Source organism: Aeromonas sp. 160P (assembly GCF_055193095.1).
Genome location: NZ_JBUXKV010000001.1, coordinates 4,481,512 through 4,497,352 on the forward strand (window position 1 = coordinate 4,481,512; position 15,841 = coordinate 4,497,352).

The window sequence follows — 15,841 nt, forward strand, 5'->3', positions numbered from 1 at the left end:
AGAGCAAAAACAAGGATCAAGCGCACGTAGATGACAACCGTTCCAGAATGGCTTCGCCAATAGCAGTGCGGGCCTCTATCAGCACCTCACGCTGCTCGCCTACATAAGTGAGGGTAATTTCAAGGTCGGGGGCCGGTAACCAACCCTCGCCCTTCTCGGACCACTCCACCAGACAAAGGGTGTTGGCGGCAAAATAGTCCCGAATGCCCATGAACTCCAGCTCTTCCGGATCAGCCAGGCGATAGAGATCGAAATGGTAGACCTGCCAGCCATCCAGCTCGTAGGGCTCGACCAGGGTATAAGTCGGGCTTTTTACCTTGCCCGGATGGCCAAGGCCCTGTACCCAGCCGCGGGTCAGGGTGGTTTTACCTGCACCCAGCGTGCCATGTAGAAATACTGTGGTCGCCTGCTGGCAAGCTTGTGCCAAACGACCACCTAGAGCCACTGTTGCTGCCTCATCCGGCAGTGTCATCATCAACTGTTTTGCCATGTTCTTCTTGTTAACTTGTTATGGTGTCGGGATTAACCAGTTTGCGGATCAGCGGCAGCAGATCTGACGCCAGCATGCCCCGCTCGCCGTCGGTGGCGGCCAAGTCGGCAGCCTCGCCGTGGATCACGGCGCCCAGCCAGCTTGCCATGGTGGCAGAGCAGCCCTGAGCCAAAAGGGCGGCGATTATACCAGATAACAGATCGCCCATGCCGCCACTTGCCATGCCGGGATTGCCTTCACAACAGAGAGCGACCCGCTCGCCGTCATAAATAAGTGTCCCCGCCCCTTTTAACATCACCACACCGCCATAGCGCCGCTGCAGCGCCTGCACGGCGGCAAACCGGTCGGTTTCAATGTCGGCAATGGTGCATCCCAGCAGCCGCGCCGCTTCGCCGGGATGGGGCGTGAGCACCCAATTATCCTGATGGCGGGGGGATTGCGCCAGCCAATTCAATCCATCGGCATCCAAAACCAGTGGCAGCCGATCGGTGAGATAACGGGCAATTTGCCCCCTTCCCCACTCATCCTGACCGAGGCCGGGGCCGATGACCCGCACCGACGCCCACCCTTCGTCATCTGCGGTGATAAGGCTCATCAGCTCAGGTTGATAGAGGCTGACCGGCGGGTGCTCCGGATGCTGACACACCCGCACCAGCCCGGCCCCCGCCCGCAGGCAGGCGCGGGCAGCCAGCACTATGGCCCCCTGCATGCCACGATTGCCTCCCACCAGCAGCACCTTGCCATAACAGCCCTTGTGGGAAGCGCGCTGGCGCGGGGTCAACTGCGTGCTAAGGAGTGGATAATCGATACGCCAGGCGGCAGGCAACATAGCGTCATCCGGCGTGACGCCAAGGGGGTCACAGTCGAGCTGGCCAACGCAATCCACCCCGTCGCCGGTGAGCATCCCCTGCTTGATACCGATAAAGGTGAGGGTGCGAGTAGCCTGCACCACGGCCCCCATGGCGCGGCCGGTATCGCCATTGAGGCCGGAGGGGAGATCCACCGCCAGCACGGGGGCAGCCAAACCATTGATTGTTGCGACGATCTTTGTCAGTAACGGCGAGAGGGGGGTGTTGACGCCGGTGCCAAGCAGGGCATCGACCACCAGATCCGGGGCGGGCTGCTGGGCATCATCAAACTGCTCGGCCAACCAGACCCGGCCACCGGCCGCCTGCCACTCATCTGCGGCCCGTCTGGCATCCCCCTTCAGCTGGTCAGCAGCTCTGGCGGCAATCACCACCACCTCGATACCAATCTGGCGGGCAAGACGGGCCAGCACATAGCCATCACCGCCGTTATTGCCAGGGCCGACGTAGATCCACCAGCAGCGGCTGTCGGGCCAATGCAGGGTGGCATAGGTGCGCAGCGCGGCACCGGCTCGCTCCATCAGGGCATAGAGGGGTTGCCCCTCGCGCGCGGCCCAGTTGCGCTCCAGTGCGCGGATCTGTTCAGTCTGCCACAGCCCCTGTGGTAAACTGCCCCCCTCTTTTATGCCCAACGCGCCCCTGATGATCTCTACCATGACGGCTCCTGCCCCTTATCAACCGGCCCTCGCCAGCAAACGCCTGCCAGGCCAAGCCGCATGAGCGCACCTGACTTCCACCAGCTGGCCCACGATATCAAGCTCTGGGCACGGGAGCTAGGATTTGACCTGGCGGGCATCACCGACACCGATTTGCGTAGCGAAGAGCCAAGATTGCAGGCCTGGCTGGATGCGGGCTATCACGGCAGCATGGATTACATGGCCCGTCACGGCATGATGCGCGCACGCCCCCACGAGCTGCTGCCGGGCACGGTGCGGGTATTGTCGGTGCGGATGAACTACCTGCCGTTCGAGGCAGGCTTCGCCGCTACCCTGCGCGATCCGACCCTCGGCTATATCAGCCGCTATGCCCTCGGCCGCGACTACCACAAGGTGCTGCGCAACCGGCTCAAACAGCTGGGAGATCGCATCGAAGCGCGCTGCGCCGAGTTGTTTCAAGGCACCCCTGACACCCTGGGTGAGTGGCGCCCCTTCGTCGACTCCGCCCCCATCCTGGAGCGGCCGCTGGCAGCCAAGGCGGGGCTCGGCTGGGTTGGCAAACACTCACTGCTGCTCAACGAATCGGCCGGCTCCTTCTTCTTTCTCGGTGAGCTGTTGCTCAACCTGCCGCTGCCGCTCGACCAGCCGGTAGAGAAGGCGCAGTGCGGCAAGTGCGTCGCCTGCATCAACATCTGCCCGACCGGCGCCATTGTCGCCCCCTATGTGGTGGATGGCCGCCGTTGCATCTCCTACCTCACCATCGAGAACGACGGCCCGATCCCGGAAGAGTTCAGGCCCTTGCTGGGCAACCGCATCTACGGCTGCGACGACTGCCAGCTTATCTGCCCCTGGAATCGCTACGCCGATGCCAGCCCGGAGCCCGACTTCAGCCCGCGCCCCAGCCTGCACCGCCCGCCCCTGCTGGCGTTGTGGCGCTGGAGCGAGCGCGATTTTCTCAAACAGACCGAGGGGAGCCCGATCCGCCGCATCGGCTATCAACGCTGGCGCCGCAATCTGGCGGTTGCCCTCGGCAATGGTCCGGCGACGCCCGAGGTCATCGCCGCCCTGCAATTGGGGCTGACCACCGCCGAGCCCATGGTGGCCGAACATATCGAATGGGCGCTGGCCACCCTTGCCCGGCGTCAGGATGAAGAGAACAAGAAAACCCGTTTGCTGATCCGCTGCATCGAAAAAGGTCTGCCGGATCACGCATAAGTGATCTGCCCCTTGCCGGATTGCTGCACTTTTTTCATGCTCTGCCGACCCGCAGTAACCAGCACACCGTAATCAGTACCAGCTGGTCGGCACACAACAAGGACAACACAGATGCAAATGTTGGGAGTGGATATTGGCGGCTCTGGGATCAAGGGCTGTCTGGTGGATACCGAAACCGGCGAACTGATCGGCGAGCGCCATCGCATTGCCACACCGCAACCGGCCACTCCGGCCGCCATCGCCCATACCCTCAAGGCGCTGGTAGAACACTTCGAGTGGAAAGGGCCGGTGGGTTGCGGCTTTCCCGCCACCATCCACAACGGGGTAGCCAAGAGTGCCGCCAATATCGACCAGAGCTGGATTGAGACCGATGCCGAGCATCTGTTTGCCGATGTCACCGGCAAGCCCTGCTATGTGCTGAACGATGCCGATGCGGCGGGTTTGGCCGAGATGCGCTTTGGCACCGGTAAAGATCGCAAGGGGGTGATCATCCTCATCACGGTCGGCACCGGCATCGGCACCGCCGTGTTCGTCAACGGCCAGCTGCTACCCAATACCGAGCTGGGTCACCTGATGCTGGAAGGGATGGTGGCAGAGCACTACTGCTCAGATGCGGTGCGCAAGCGGGAAGATCTCTCCTGGAACCGCTGGGGCAAGCGCTTCAACAAGTATCTGGCGCGCCTCGAGTTTCTCTTCTCCCCCGATATCTTCATTCTGGGGGGTGGCAGCGCGTCCAAGCTGGAGAAGTTTGTCGATCGTATCGAGACCCGGGCACCGCTCATTCCGGCGGCCAGCCTCAATCAGGCGGGCATTATCGGGGCCGCCCTCTACGCGGCCGAGCAGCAGGGCTGACCGACACTCACTGCAAATCAGCAGCTATCAAATGGAAAGGGCCCGGCACTGCTGCCGGGCCCTTTTGTTTGTCGGCCATCTTGTGTGTTTGACCGCCATCACCCGTTACATATCATCCAATCGATGCACCCCATGTACCAATCGGGTCAGGCGGGTCTGCTCCAGCCCGGCCAGATTGTCGAGTAGCGTGGTGGTGGCCGATGTCGGGCACTCCCGGGCCAGATGGCCCAGCTCCCCCACCAACTGCTCCTCCCAGCGGCACACCTGAGTGACGATATCCTGAGTCTGGGCCGAGGCCTGTATCTCGAAGCGGGTGATGGCAGGCAGCATATCCTCGCTGAAACTCTGGTTCAGCCAGGTCTCCCGCACCGACTCCCCCAACTGAGCGGCATATTCGTGCAGATGGGCGCTGGCCGCATCCTCGCGACCTTGCAGATAGACCAGCAACATCCGGCTGCGTTCGCTGTCCACCTGGCTGGCCATTCGCCCGTAACAGAGCCCGAGCTGGTGATGAACCTGCTCAAGATAGTGCAGCAACTCTTTGATCTGTTGGAATCTCATCGCCCTGCCCTCTATGTTTGTCGACACCGCCAGTATAAAAAACAACCACCAGTAACCCAATCCCTATCCGAGCCGCCCTTGCGCTGCATCAAGGTTGACGACGACAAAAGGGCGGGCAAGTGATCCGGTCACGAAGAGGGAACGATTTGTGCAGCTATTTGTGCAAATATTTGTGCAAATATTTGTGCAACTATGAAGAAGCGTCAGGCTCGACAGCTGACATGAGTAAAATCGGGCTGACACACTAATAAAACCAGCATTTACCCGATATAACCCATCTTTAATTCGGCTATATGCCGCACAGGCGAAACAGGATCTGGATGCGCAACCTATCCACCCTGTTCGTTATCTACCAGACAGAAATCCTTATCACTTTTTTAGACGTCTAGACGTAAAAACATGCGTTGACACGGCCATCCAGACATCTTAGCATCATCCTCCATGATGACAGAGTAACCCAGTGGAACCTCTGCCCAATTTACCCGCCTGTAGCGCCCTGTGCTGTAAGGCTGTGAGCACGGAATAATCCATGATTAAGTTGAACGGTCTCAACAAAGTCTACGGTACCGGCAGTGACGCCGTGCACGCCCTGCGTGACGTGAGTCTGCATGTACCCCAAGGCAAAATATTCGGGGTGATCGGTGCCTCTGGTGCCGGCAAGAGTACCCTCATTCGCTGTGTCAACCTGTTGGAGCGCCCGACAGAGGGACACGTCATCGTCGCAGGCCAGGATCTGGTCGCCCTGAGTGAGCGGGATTTGACCCAAGCCCGCCGCCAGATCGGGATGATTTTCCAGCACTTCAACCTGCTCGCCTCCCGCACCGTATTTGCCAACATCGCCTTTCCGCTGGAGTTGGCCGGCTGGAGCAAAGAACAGATAAAAAGCCGGGTCGAAGAGCTGTTGGCGCTGGTCGGGCTGGAAGCCCGTGCCCACGCCTATCCGTCCGAGCTTTCCGGCGGTCAGAAACAGCGAGTCGCCATCGCCCGGGCACTGGCACCGGCGCCCAAGGTACTGCTGTGTGACGAGGCCACCTCGGCCCTCGACCCGCAGACTACCCGCTCGATCCTGACCCTGCTCAAGGAGATCAACGTCAAGCTGGGGCTCACCATACTGCTGATCACCCACGAAATGGATGTGGTGAAGGGGATCTGTGACGAAGTGGCCATCATCAGTGACGGCCGCCTGATCGAGCAAGGTGAAGTGGCCTGGTTCTTCAGCAATGCCAAGACCCAGCTGGCCCGTGATTTCATCCACTCCACCATCCATCTGGAGGTACCGCAGGAGTATCAGGATCGGATGAGTAGCGAGCGGGTAGCAGGCAGTTATCCACTGGTGAAGCTCGGTTTTACCGGCAGCACAGTCGATACCCCGCTGATTTCCGAGGCGAGCCGCCGTTTCAACATCGACATCAGTATTTTGAGCGCGGATATCGAGTACGCCGGTGGCGTTAAATTCGGTTTTCTGCTGGCAGAGCTGTTCGGGGATGAAGCCCAGTGCGCGGCAACCCAGCAGTTCCTGACTGACAACCATATTCAGCTGGAGGTAATGGGTTATGTCCGAAGCCATGATTAATCTGCTCATTATCGAGCTGGGCAACACCTTGCTGATGGTCGCAGGCTCCGCCCTGTTTGGCTGCCTGCTGGGCCTGCCACTCGGCGTGGCGCTGCATGTGACCAAGGGGGGCCAAATCCTGGCCAACCCGCTGCTCAACCGCAGCCTCGGCATGGTGGTCAACGTGGGCCGCTCGGTGCCCTTTATCATCCTGCTGGTGGCGATCATCCCTCTCACCCGCTTGATTGTCGGCACCAGTATCGGCACTATCGCCGCTATCGTGCCGCTCACCATTGGCGCAGTGCCCTTTATCGCCCGACTGGTAGAAGGGGCCCTGATGGAGGTGCCGGATGGCCTGCTGGAAGCGGCCAAGGCGATGGGCGCCAAGCCGTTGCAAATTATCACCAAGGTGCTGCTGCCTGAAGCCCTGCCCGGCATCATCAACAGCGTCACCATCACCCTCGTCACCCTGGTGAACTACTCGGCCATGGCCGGGGCCATCGGTGGCGGTGGTCTGGGCGATGTGGGTATTCGTTATGGTTATCAGCGCTTTGACCCCACAGTCATGCTGGTGACCGTGGTTATCCTGGTAGTACTGGTTCAACTCATCCAGAGCGCAGGTGAGCGCCTGGTTCACAAATATGATCATCGTTAATCGTCGATTTCTGACAGGAGGTTTTATGAAATTTGGCATCAAATCCGTTGCGGCAGCGTTGCTGGCTGGCTTGGTTCTGACCGGTTGCGGTCAAAAAGAAGAGAGCAAGGTTCTGAAAGTGGGCGCCATTGCGGGCCCCGAGACCGAGCTGGTTGAAATGGCTGCCAAGGTAGCCAAAGAGAAATACGGTCTGACCGTCGAGATCGTCAACTTCTCCGACTACGTCACCCCGAACGTGGCGCTGAACGATGGCAGCATCGACGTCAACGCCTTCCAGCACAAACCTTACCTGGATGCGCAGGTACGTGATCGCGACTTCAAGTTGATCCCGGTCGGCAACACCTTCGTCTACCCGATTGCCGGTTACTCCAAGAAGATCAAGGCGCTGAGCGAGCTGAAAGATGGCGCCCAGATCGCAGTACCGAACGATCCGACCAATCTGGGTCGCTCGCTGATCCTGCTGGCCAAACAGGGTCTGATCACCCTGAAGGATGGCGCCGGTCTGGAAGCGACTGTGCTGGATATCGCCAGCAACCCGCGCAACTTCAAGATTGTCGAGCTGGAAGCAGCCCAGTTGCCCCGCTCACTGGAAGATGTGGATCTCTCCATCATCAACAACACCTTTGCCGGTCAGATTGGTCTGACCCCGACCGAAAACGGCCTGTTTGTTGAAGATAAAGAGTCCCCCTACGTCAACCTGATCGTGGCACGGGACAACAATAAGGATGACGAGAAGGTCAAACAGTTCGTTCAGGCCTATCAGACCGACGAGGTCTACAAAAAGGGTGTCGAGTTGTTCAAAGGCGGCCTGGTCAAAGGTTGGTAATTGCTCACTTGGCAAAAAAGGCCACGCAATGCGTGGCCTTTTTTATTGACGCCGCTATCATATCCGCGAGCACGGCAACACGAACATACTCATAACATGAAAAAATGGTATCTGGCCTACTGCAAGCCAAAAGAAGAGGCCCGCGCCCGCGCCCACCTCGATGCCCAGGGTATCGAATCTTATTACCCCATGGTGGAGATCGAGAAGCTACGCCGGGGTAAGCGAGTCCCTGTACGGGAACCCATGTTTCCCAACTATCTGTTTATCTTCGTCGATCTGGAAGAGGTGACACCGATCACCCTGAAATCGACCCGCGGCATCAGCCGGATCATCCACTTTGGCAGTGAATGGACCCCGATCAACAGCAAGCTGGTCTATCAGTTGATGAGTCGTGATGACAGCGACGAGGCAAGAGCCTGCTACGCCAACCTGCCCATCACGGGTGACAAGGTACTGATTGAAGAGGGGCCGCTGGCAGGATTTGAAGCCATCTATATGGAACCGGATGGGGAAAAACGGGCTATTTTGCTGGTCACCCTGCTCAATCAGGAGACCACCAGCAGCTTCGATAACCACACCTTCAGACGGCTCGATTAAGGAAAACGGCGGGATCATCCCGCCATGTCACGCCTTGAGATCGAAGCGGGCGATCACTGCCGTCAGCTTGCCGGTATCCCCAGCCAGCCTGGCAACTATCTCCTCCCCCTGCTGACTGCGTTGGCAGGATTGACGGCTGAGCCCGGCGATATGGTCCACGGTGCCAGCCACCTCCGCAGCAACCCGGGATTGTTGCTCGCTAGCCACAGTGATCGCCTCCAGCTGACCCGATAGCGACTGCACCAGCTGGTTCATGGCGCTCAGGGTGTCGGTCACCAGTCCCACCGCATCTCGCCCCTGTTCAACCAATCGAGTACCCCCGCTCACCGTGAGCACCGTCTGGCGAGTCTGCTGGGAGATAGCTGCAATGGTCTGGCTGATCTCGGCGGTCGACTGATGAGTGCGGGTCGCCAGTTGGCGCACCTCGTCGGCCACCACCGCAAAACCGCGCCCCTGCCCCCCCGCCCGCGCAGCCTCGATTGCCGCATTGAGTGCCAGCAGATTGGTCTGCTCGGCAATGGTGGCAATCACCTCGGTGATCTGCCCCACCTGCTCACTTTGCTGCTCCAGCAGCCCCATGGCTTCGTTGGCCTGCCCAATCATGGCGGCAATCTGCTGCATGGTGTCGGTCATGCGCTCCAGGGTGATCTGCCCTTGCCGGGTCTGCTGCTGCACCTGATGAGCGCTATCAGCCGCGCTGGCAATATTATCCACCACATCACGGGCACGCATCGACATCTGATCGATGGCAACTGCCACCGCATCGACCTGCTGATCTTGCGCAGTTAAGTCACGCACGATGGCACCTGTGGTGCTGCCCACATCGTGGCACGCGGTCTCAACCTGCCCCACGGCTCCTTGCAGTTCCCCGACCAGATGACGCAACTGGGCAGACATCCGATTGATGGAGCCGGTCAACACCCCCAGCTCATCCTGCCCCGTGATCGGCAGGGGCTCGGCTGCCAGTCGGCCATCCGCGACCTGTCCCGCCCGGGTCACCAGACTGGCGATGTCACGGGTCAGACGATGGCTAAAGAGCCAGGCGACCGCCATGCCAAGCACAATGGCACTGCCGCTTGCCAGCAGCAGGGTTTGGCTGATGGTTTGCCCGGCTTGGGTCATCTGGAGCGAGATCGCCTCCACTTCGGCCCCGGTTTTGGTAATTTGCTGTACCAGCTGCTCACTGAGACGGGACTGCATGGGCTCGATGTCGGTGGCCATCAGAAAATTAGCCTGATCCCAATCCGGCGCCTGCCGCTTGCTGATCACCTGATCCACCAGCTCTGAGAAAGGGGTCGCCATCTCTTCAAACAACTGCCAGAGGCTGCGCTGGGTCTCGGTAAAGAGCGCGGCTTGTTGTTTCACCTCGGCGACCCGCTGCTGGTGAAACTGGTAGTAATCCTGATATTTGCGGCGGTACTCGGGATCGCCGGAGATAAGAAAGTCCCGCAAAGCGGATAGCGCATTGGCGAGGCTGTTGTAGGCATCCCCCACCTGCTTGAGCAGCATGCGGCGATCGCCCGTGAGCTGCTCCTGCGGGGTAGCGACCTCCTCATTGGCAAAAGATTGCAATTGATCGAGCGCCGCCTCCGCCAGCGGCCCCGCCTCTTGCAGCATCAGGGTATGGGCAGGCAGATTCTCTTCACTCTGGGCCAGGGTCCAGACCTGCTCCTGATGGCGCTTGAAGGTATCGAGGGACTGAGTGAGCGCCGGGCTGAACGCCTGATGGGCAATGGCTTGCCAGGCCGACTGCCACTCCTGCTTAAGCCGGGAGGCCTGGGCAGGGTCTTTACCGAGGATCAGATAGCCACGCAGGGCAGAAACGGTGGCAACCAGCGCCTTCTGGCTCGCCTCATCCCGCTGCAGAGCGGGCAGCGCCTGCTCCAGCAGGGTTTGTTGGGCCTGATTGATCTGGGTCAGCCGGTAATAGACCAGGGTCGATGAGAGCAGGATCAGCAGGTTGATAAAACCGAAGCTGAGCAGCAACTTGCTTGATATTTTCATGAACATCCTTGTTCAGCGTGACTGATTTGACCTAAAGATTCAGATAGATATCAGTGTAGGCAATCTATCTTGCCAAGTCCGGTGCCAATGCTGCAATTCACTGCGCGGCATCGGCTTGGCGGAGAAAAATCCCTGACAAAGATCACAGCCGAGCTTGGCCAGCAGCTGCCAGGTCACCTCGTCTTCCACCCCTTCTGCCACCGATTTGAGTCCCAATTTGCGGGCCAGTTCAATACTGGATTCGATAATAGCCAAACGAGCCGGATCGGCATAGCAACGATGGACGAAGGAGCGATCCAGCTTCAACTCGGTAAAGGGCAGCGTGGCCAGCTGTTGCATTGAGGAGTAACCGGTGCCGAAGTCATCGATGGAGAGGCCAAAGCCGTGCATCCGCAGCCGGGTCAGCACCTCCAGCATGGCACCAATATCTCGAATAAAGGCACTCTCGGTCACCTCCAGGGTGATCAGTTCAGGATCAACGCTCCAGCGCTGACATTGCTCAACCAGGGTCTGGCACACGCCTCCCTCATGGAGCGAACTGACACACAGATTCATCGACAGATTGATCGATAACCCGGTTTTCCCCCAAAAATGGGCATCACTCAGCGACTTGCTGATGATGAGGTCAGTCAGCGGGTCGATCAGGCCGTGCTCCTCCGCCATCGGAATAAAGAGCCCCGGGGAGATCAGCCCGAACTCCGGATGCTGCCAGCGGGCCAACGCCTCCATCCCCACCCAATGACCGGTCGCAAAACTGACCTTGGGCTGATACCAGGGCACAATCTGGTCACGATCAAGGGCCAACTTCAAATCATCGACATCCAGGCGGTAGGCTTCCTCTCTGCGAGCAAGGGGTAGCGCGGGAGACCAGGCATCGATCAACTGCTTGAGCTGCGCCGGCCGACAGGGCTTTTCAATGCGGCCAAGCACCTGCAAACCATAGGCTGAGCCCATTCTCAGCACCGCATCAACCACATCCCCCCCCAGCGCACTGGAGAGAATAATGCCACCACGAAACCCTGCCAACGAGAGACGACGGAGCAAGCCCATGCCATCCATGCCAGGCATTCGCAAGTCACAAAACAGGATATCGATATTGTGCAGCTGACACAGCTCCAGCGCCTCCAGGCCATCTTTGGCTTCCAGCAACTGCTGATGACCCAGCCCACGGATCTGGTGCAGCAGAGTCTTGCGCTGAAAAGCGTGATCCTCTACCACCATGATGACCGGGTTGTGTTCTGTTTTATGCATTTAGCCATAACCTCGTTTTATGGGTTACCCGAGCGATCCACTCATCAACGCGCTGGACCAAGCCCTCCAGCGCCCCCCATTGCTCTAATCGTGCTGCCGACTCAAGGCTTTCAGCCTGCTCCGCCAGCTCGTCTTCACCGACAATGCGGGCTGCGCCCTTGATACGATGGGCAATCTCCAGCAAGGCCTCTGCATCACGGGTCGCGAGCGCCGCCAACATCTCTTCGCCATCTTGCTGGTTAGAGGCCAGATACTCCCCGGCCATCGCACGGCCAGTCGCTTCATCACTAAACAGGGCGATCCAGCGCTCGGCTAACTCGCTGTCAGCACTCTCAGCCATCGGCTCGGGCACTGCCAGTTGCGAGGCGGGCAGCCACTGCAGCAAGGTCTGGCGCAAGGCCTCCAGCAAGTAAGGTTTGAGCAGCATGCCACTCATCCCCACGGCCGCCATGCGGGCTGACGATGCCTCCGAGGTATCCGCGGTGACACCTATGATGGGTGCCGACTCTCCTTGCGCCCGTAGCTGCTGAGTCAGGGTAAACCCATCCATTACCGGCATGTGGCAGTCGGTCAATAGCAATGAAAAACGCTGCTCTTGCCACGCTTTCAGTGCCTTCTCACCATCTTCTACTACCTCGCAATCGACTCCCAGCAGGGTCAACTGGCGCATCAACAAGGCACGATTGACCGGGTGGTCATCCGCCACCAGCACCCGACCACTCAATGTTTGCTCGCTTTCTACCATCACGGTATGCACCGATCCGCCAAGTAATTCGCGGCAACTTTCGAGCAACAAATCCGGATAGAGCGGTGACTGGCCAAGCCGCCACCAGCGATCGGGTCCCAGCCGTGAGCGCAGCACTTCGCGGGAAGAGAAGATGATCCCCTTGAGGTCAGGCTTTTGTATCTGCGCTAACCAGTCACTGCCCAGCGCGCGCTCTAGCTGATCTTCATCGGCCAGCAGCAACCCGCTGATGCCACTGCTCAGGCACGCAGCATTGACCGGCTGCAAGGTGGCACCAAAGCGCTTCATCATTGCGTGTAACTGCGGATCATCACCGAAGTACCACCACTCACTGTCTGCCAGCACGGGGGTATCCCACCTGGGTTTGGTAATGGGGATCGTGAAGCTGAAGCTGGCCCCCTCACCGGCACGGCTCTTGAGGGTCAAGCTACCGCCCATCTTGCGGACCAACTGATCACAGATAGCCAACCCAAGCCCGGTGCCGCCGAAGCGGCGATTGATATCCGATTCCAGTTGCTCGAATGGGGTAAACAGCAGCGCCTGCTTCTCCTCCGCGATCCCGATCCCGGAATCCGTCACCGTCACCACCAGCTGCTGACCGTGATAATCCACCTTGATGGCAATGACCCCGATCTCGGTAAACTTGACCGCATTATTGAGCAGGTTGGAAACCACCTGCGCCACCCGGACGGCATCGATATCAGCCCGATCCGGGACATGTCCCGCCCAGCAGAGGTCAACATGCAGCCCCTTGCCATGGGCCTGGGTAGCATGTCCGCGGATCGCATCGCATATCACCGTCTGAAGGTGGCTCATATGACAATCTATATGCAGCTGACCTGCCTCGATTTTGGAAAAATCGAGGATATCGTTCACCAGATAGAGCAGGTTATTGGTCGAGGTGACTACATTGCGCAGCAGGTAACGTTGATCATCATCCACGTCGCTCATCCGCAGCAGCTCCAGCATGCCATGCATCCCCGAGATGGGCGTACGCAACTCATGGCTCATGGTGGCCAAAAAGCGGCTGCGAGCTTGCATAGCCTGTTCCGCATGGATGCGAGCCTCGCGCAGCTCATATTGCTGCAATTTGAGGGCGGTAATATCCTGCACCATGCCATTGAGCAGCAGGGTCTCCTCCCCTTGTGCCACAAAGGTGCCACGCACCTGCAAGTAGCGATCTCCGCCGGAACGGGGCACCTTGACCTCCCAATCGATCGGGGTCATGGTCGGCGCACTGGCAGCGACCCTGCAGACAAACTCCTGCAGCACCTCCTCGCTGACACCAAACTCGTTCCTCCCGGAGCAGTCAGACATCAGCGCCAGCGAAGAGACACCCAGGGTCTCCCCCGCCCCTTGCGAGATATAGAGAAATGCGCCATGACCGGAGCGATGCCACTGATACTGGTACACCACCCCCGGCATGCTGTCGGTCATATCCCGCAGCATGGCTTCCACTTCCCGCACCTTGTTTTCTGCCGCTTTCAGGGCACTGACATCGGTCAGCACGGTCAATACACCATGAATGTCACCGTCGGGGCCCAGGTAAGGCAGCTTGACGTAGACCACATGAAACTGGGAGTTATCGATCCGCCGGGTATAGCCGGAACCCTCCAGCAGGCAGGAGGTAGCCCAAACAGACTGCTCCTCAAGCAACATCTTTTCCCGTTCCTCGGGCGACATGTAACTCCAGCCATCCCCGCCGGACTCGGCCCCGATAAAGGCCTCCCGGTATGCCTTGTTACACAAGGTCAGGTTCTGTTGACGATCCCGCAGCGCCACCATGCTCGGCAACGAGTCGAGCAAGGTCTGAACAAATGCCAACTGCTCATTGAGCAGCTTCTGTGCCATGCGCCGCTGGACGATCTGCCGCTGCAAGGTACGGTTCCAGACCCAGAACAGGGCAAAAAACAGCATAGATACTGAACAGCCAACCACAAACCACAGCACCACAGTTTGGGTCTCCAGGCCGGTTTGCAGTCGCATCGTCAGCCAACGAGCTTCAAGCTTGCTAATCTCGTGCTGGGGGATGGCATAGAGAATTTTGGTCAGGACCTGCTGCAGCATAGGGTCGGCAGGGGATATCCCCATGGCACCGGGAATACGCAAGTCTTGCCCGGAGTAGACCACCCGGTAGCGATCTTCAAAGCCCCGTCCCAGTGCGGCAGGCAGGGTGGTCATGGTGAGCAGCACATAATCAGCCCGCCCATCATCAAGCAGGGGCAGCAGACGACTGTCATCCTTAACTGCTACCGGGTATGCGCCTAGCGAGGCCAACAGCTCCTCGTCAATGGACGCATCCACAATGCCGACCCGCGAGCCGCGCAACAATTCGATATTAGGCAGGTTTTTACTTTGCTTGGTACCGACGATAACGCGATCGACAAACATGTAGTTGGGGGTATAAAAACCCAGATGCTCGCGCTCTGCCGACGGGGTCATCACTGGAATAAAGTCGATTACGTGTTGTTTGAGCAGATCCTGGGTCTCTCGCCAGGAGTCGGTGCGCACCAGCGAGAACTCCAGACCGGAGTAGCGACGCAGCAGGGCCACCATATCGGGTACGAAACCTATCAGTCGGCCACGGTAATTGAACTCGCTCATCGAGACCCAGTGAGGCGAGACGCCGTACCGCAAGGTCTGATGCGTGCGCAGCCACTCCTGCTCTTCAGGGGTAAATTTGACGGTAGTGATCTGCCCCGATGCCGTCGCCTGCCCCCCATTAATGGTTTCGAGAATAGGACGCAAGTCAGAGATAGGAAGCTCGGGCATCAAGCTATTTATCAAGCTGATGAGCGCCTTGTCAGCACGGTTGATACTGACCGAGAGCGAGGCGACCGGCGCCCACGCAGGCGTGAGGATGGTGAGCCCCGCACTCGGGTGCTGATCCAGCTCTGATAGTATTGAGGGCATGTCGGCCAGATAGGCATCAGCCAGCTGCTGCTTGAGCATAAAGACGGCTTCACTGCGGCGTTCTGCCGCAGTGACTTGCGATAGCCCCAGCGCCTTGAGCTGATCACAGGAGTCGGCCCCCACCACACAAACCCAGCGCATTTTTTTCGCGTCACTCAGTGACAACTCCGTGCGGCCGCTACTGAGCAGCACCCCACGGGGAATGGCGAACGGCAGAGGAATCGAGGCGATGTGATTCTGCCACTGATCACCGGGGGGAAAGTTGATGACCACATGGATCTCGCCATCGCGCAACGCGTCAAGCGCACGATCATAGGAGGTAAACTCCTTGTAGTGCAGGGTGACCCCCAGGGCTCTGGCGATCAATAGCGCCGTCTCGGGCACCGGACCGTTGAATCCCTGAACCGCATCCTTGAAGCTATAGGGGGGAGACCCCATCATCGGCATACCAATGATCAGATCATGATGTGTGGATAACCACTCACGCTCTGCTTCATTCAGTAAACCTGTATTCAAACTGGTACTCGCCTGACCCACCACACTCCATAGCAGCAGCAATAAAAACTGGAATAGACGGCAACTGCGGCGGCTCATCAACTCGCTCCAAAGAAAAATAGGCCGCAAATAATAGAGATTTCCGCAAAATTCGCGAATAGAT

Annotated in this window: 12 protein-coding genes; 6 read left to right on the forward strand and 6 right to left on the reverse strand. The window is 58.9% G+C overall.

What is annotated here, in order from left to right; all coding sequences use genetic code 11:
- Positions 1-16: 16 nt before the first annotated feature.
- Positions 17-490, reverse strand: coding sequence for a tRNA (adenosine(37)-N6)-threonylcarbamoyltransferase complex ATPase subunit type 1 TsaE (gene tsaE / locus ACY8FN_RS20780; RefSeq protein WP_042018522.1), 474 nt, complete (start codon positions 488-490; stop codon positions 17-19).
- A gap of 10 nt (positions 491-500) precedes the next feature.
- A complete protein-coding gene (locus tag ACY8FN_RS20785) occupies positions 501-2,012 on the reverse strand; it encodes an NAD(P)H-hydrate dehydratase (protein WP_463101071.1) in 1,512 nt (503 codons plus the stop codon).
- 60 nt (positions 2,013-2,072) lie between these two features.
- Here ACY8FN_RS20785 and queG point away from each other — a divergent pair, with 60 nt between their 5' ends.
- Both queG and ppgK read left to right on the forward strand, forming a co-directional pair.
- Positions 2,073-3,227 (forward strand): tRNA epoxyqueuosine(34) reductase QueG, encoded by a 1,155-nt coding sequence (gene queG, locus ACY8FN_RS20790; protein WP_463101072.1) that lies wholly within the window; start codon positions 2,073-2,075, stop codon positions 3,225-3,227.
- A gap of 111 nt (positions 3,228-3,338) precedes the next feature.
- On the forward strand, positions 3,339-4,079 hold the full coding sequence (gene ppgK, locus ACY8FN_RS20795; protein ID WP_463101073.1) for a polyphosphate--glucose phosphotransferase: 741 nt from the start codon (positions 3,339-3,341) through the stop codon (positions 4,077-4,079).
- Positions 4,080-4,184: 105 nt separating this feature from the next.
- Here ppgK and ACY8FN_RS20800 read toward each other — a convergent pair whose 3' ends face one another.
- Positions 4,185-4,640, reverse strand: coding sequence for a hypothetical protein (locus ACY8FN_RS20800; RefSeq protein ID WP_463101074.1), 456 nt, complete (start codon positions 4,638-4,640; stop codon positions 4,185-4,187).
- A gap of 529 nt (positions 4,641-5,169) precedes the next feature.
- Between ACY8FN_RS20800 and metN the strand changes: the two genes are divergently transcribed.
- The 4 genes from metN to rfaH all read left to right on the forward strand — a co-directional run bounded on the left by metN (position 5,170) and on the right by rfaH (position 8,270).
- Positions 5,170-6,213, forward strand: coding sequence for a methionine ABC transporter ATP-binding protein MetN (gene metN, locus ACY8FN_RS20805; RefSeq protein ID WP_101346349.1), 1,044 nt, complete (start codon positions 5,170-5,172; stop codon positions 6,211-6,213).
- A complete protein-coding gene (locus ACY8FN_RS20810; RefSeq protein ID WP_042018533.1) occupies positions 6,194-6,847 on the forward strand; it encodes a methionine ABC transporter permease in 654 nt (217 codons plus the stop codon). Before metN ends, ACY8FN_RS20810 begins: the two co-directional genes overlap by 20 nt.
- A 25-nt stretch (positions 6,848-6,872) precedes the next feature.
- Entirely contained in the window at positions 6,873-7,673 is an 801-nt protein-coding gene (gene metQ, locus ACY8FN_RS20815) for a methionine ABC transporter substrate-binding lipoprotein MetQ (protein WP_463101075.1), read from the forward strand.
- Between the two features lie 96 nt (positions 7,674-7,769).
- Positions 7,770-8,270 (forward strand): transcription/translation regulatory transformer protein RfaH, encoded by a 501-nt coding sequence (gene rfaH / locus ACY8FN_RS20820; protein ID WP_162515479.1) that lies wholly within the window; start codon positions 7,770-7,772, stop codon positions 8,268-8,270.
- A gap of 27 nt (positions 8,271-8,297) precedes the next feature.
- Here rfaH and ACY8FN_RS20825 read toward each other — a convergent pair whose 3' ends face one another.
- Genes ACY8FN_RS20825 through ACY8FN_RS20835 form a run of 3 tightly spaced genes read right to left on the reverse strand, consistent with a single transcriptional unit; the run spans position 8,298 to position 15,777 of the window.
- Positions 8,298-10,274: a HAMP domain-containing methyl-accepting chemotaxis protein gene (locus tag ACY8FN_RS20825; RefSeq protein WP_463101076.1), complete on the reverse strand. Its 1,977-nt coding sequence runs from the start codon at positions 10,272-10,274 to the stop codon at positions 8,298-8,300.
- A 39-nt stretch (positions 10,275-10,313) separates the two neighbouring features.
- Positions 10,314-11,525, reverse strand: coding sequence for an EAL domain-containing response regulator (locus tag ACY8FN_RS20830; protein WP_463101077.1), 1,212 nt, complete (start codon positions 11,523-11,525; stop codon positions 10,314-10,316).
- Positions 11,518-15,777 (reverse strand): ATP-binding protein, encoded by a 4,260-nt coding sequence (locus ACY8FN_RS20835; protein WP_463101078.1) that lies wholly within the window; start codon positions 15,775-15,777, stop codon positions 11,518-11,520. The genes ACY8FN_RS20830 and ACY8FN_RS20835 overlap by 8 nt, the downstream gene beginning before the upstream one ends.
- Positions 15,778-15,841 lie beyond the last annotated feature (64 nt).

Coding starts and splice junctions, on each gene's coding strand:
- tsaE (WP_042018522.1), bottom strand. CDS start 490: ATGGCAAAACAGTTGATGATGACACTGCCGGATGAGGCAGCAACAGTG.
- ACY8FN_RS20785 (WP_463101071.1), bottom strand. CDS start 2,012: ATGGTAGAGATCATCAGGGGCGCGTTGGGCATAAAAGAGGGGGGCAGT.
- queG (WP_463101072.1), top strand. CDS start 2,073: ATGAGCGCACCTGACTTCCACCAGCTGGCCCACGATATCAAGCTCTGG.
- ppgK (WP_463101073.1), top strand. CDS start 3,339: ATGCAAATGTTGGGAGTGGATATTGGCGGCTCTGGGATCAAGGGCTGT.
- ACY8FN_RS20800 (WP_463101074.1), bottom strand. CDS start 4,640: ATGAGATTCCAACAGATCAAAGAGTTGCTGCACTATCTTGAGCAGGTT.
- metN (WP_101346349.1), top strand. CDS start 5,170: ATGATTAAGTTGAACGGTCTCAACAAAGTCTACGGTACCGGCAGTGAC.
- ACY8FN_RS20810 (WP_042018533.1), top strand. CDS start 6,194: ATGTCCGAAGCCATGATTAATCTGCTCATTATCGAGCTGGGCAACACC.
- metQ (WP_463101075.1), top strand. CDS start 6,873: ATGAAATTTGGCATCAAATCCGTTGCGGCAGCGTTGCTGGCTGGCTTG.
- rfaH (WP_162515479.1), top strand. CDS start 7,770: ATGAAAAAATGGTATCTGGCCTACTGCAAGCCAAAAGAAGAGGCCCGC.
- ACY8FN_RS20825 (WP_463101076.1), bottom strand. CDS start 10,274: ATGAAAATATCAAGCAAGTTGCTGCTCAGCTTCGGTTTTATCAACCTG.
- ACY8FN_RS20830 (WP_463101077.1), bottom strand. CDS start 11,525: ATGCATAAAACAGAACACAACCCGGTCATCATGGTGGTAGAGGATCAC.
- ACY8FN_RS20835 (WP_463101078.1), bottom strand. CDS start 15,777: ATGAGCCGCCGCAGTTGCCGTCTATTCCAGTTTTTATTGCTGCTGCTA.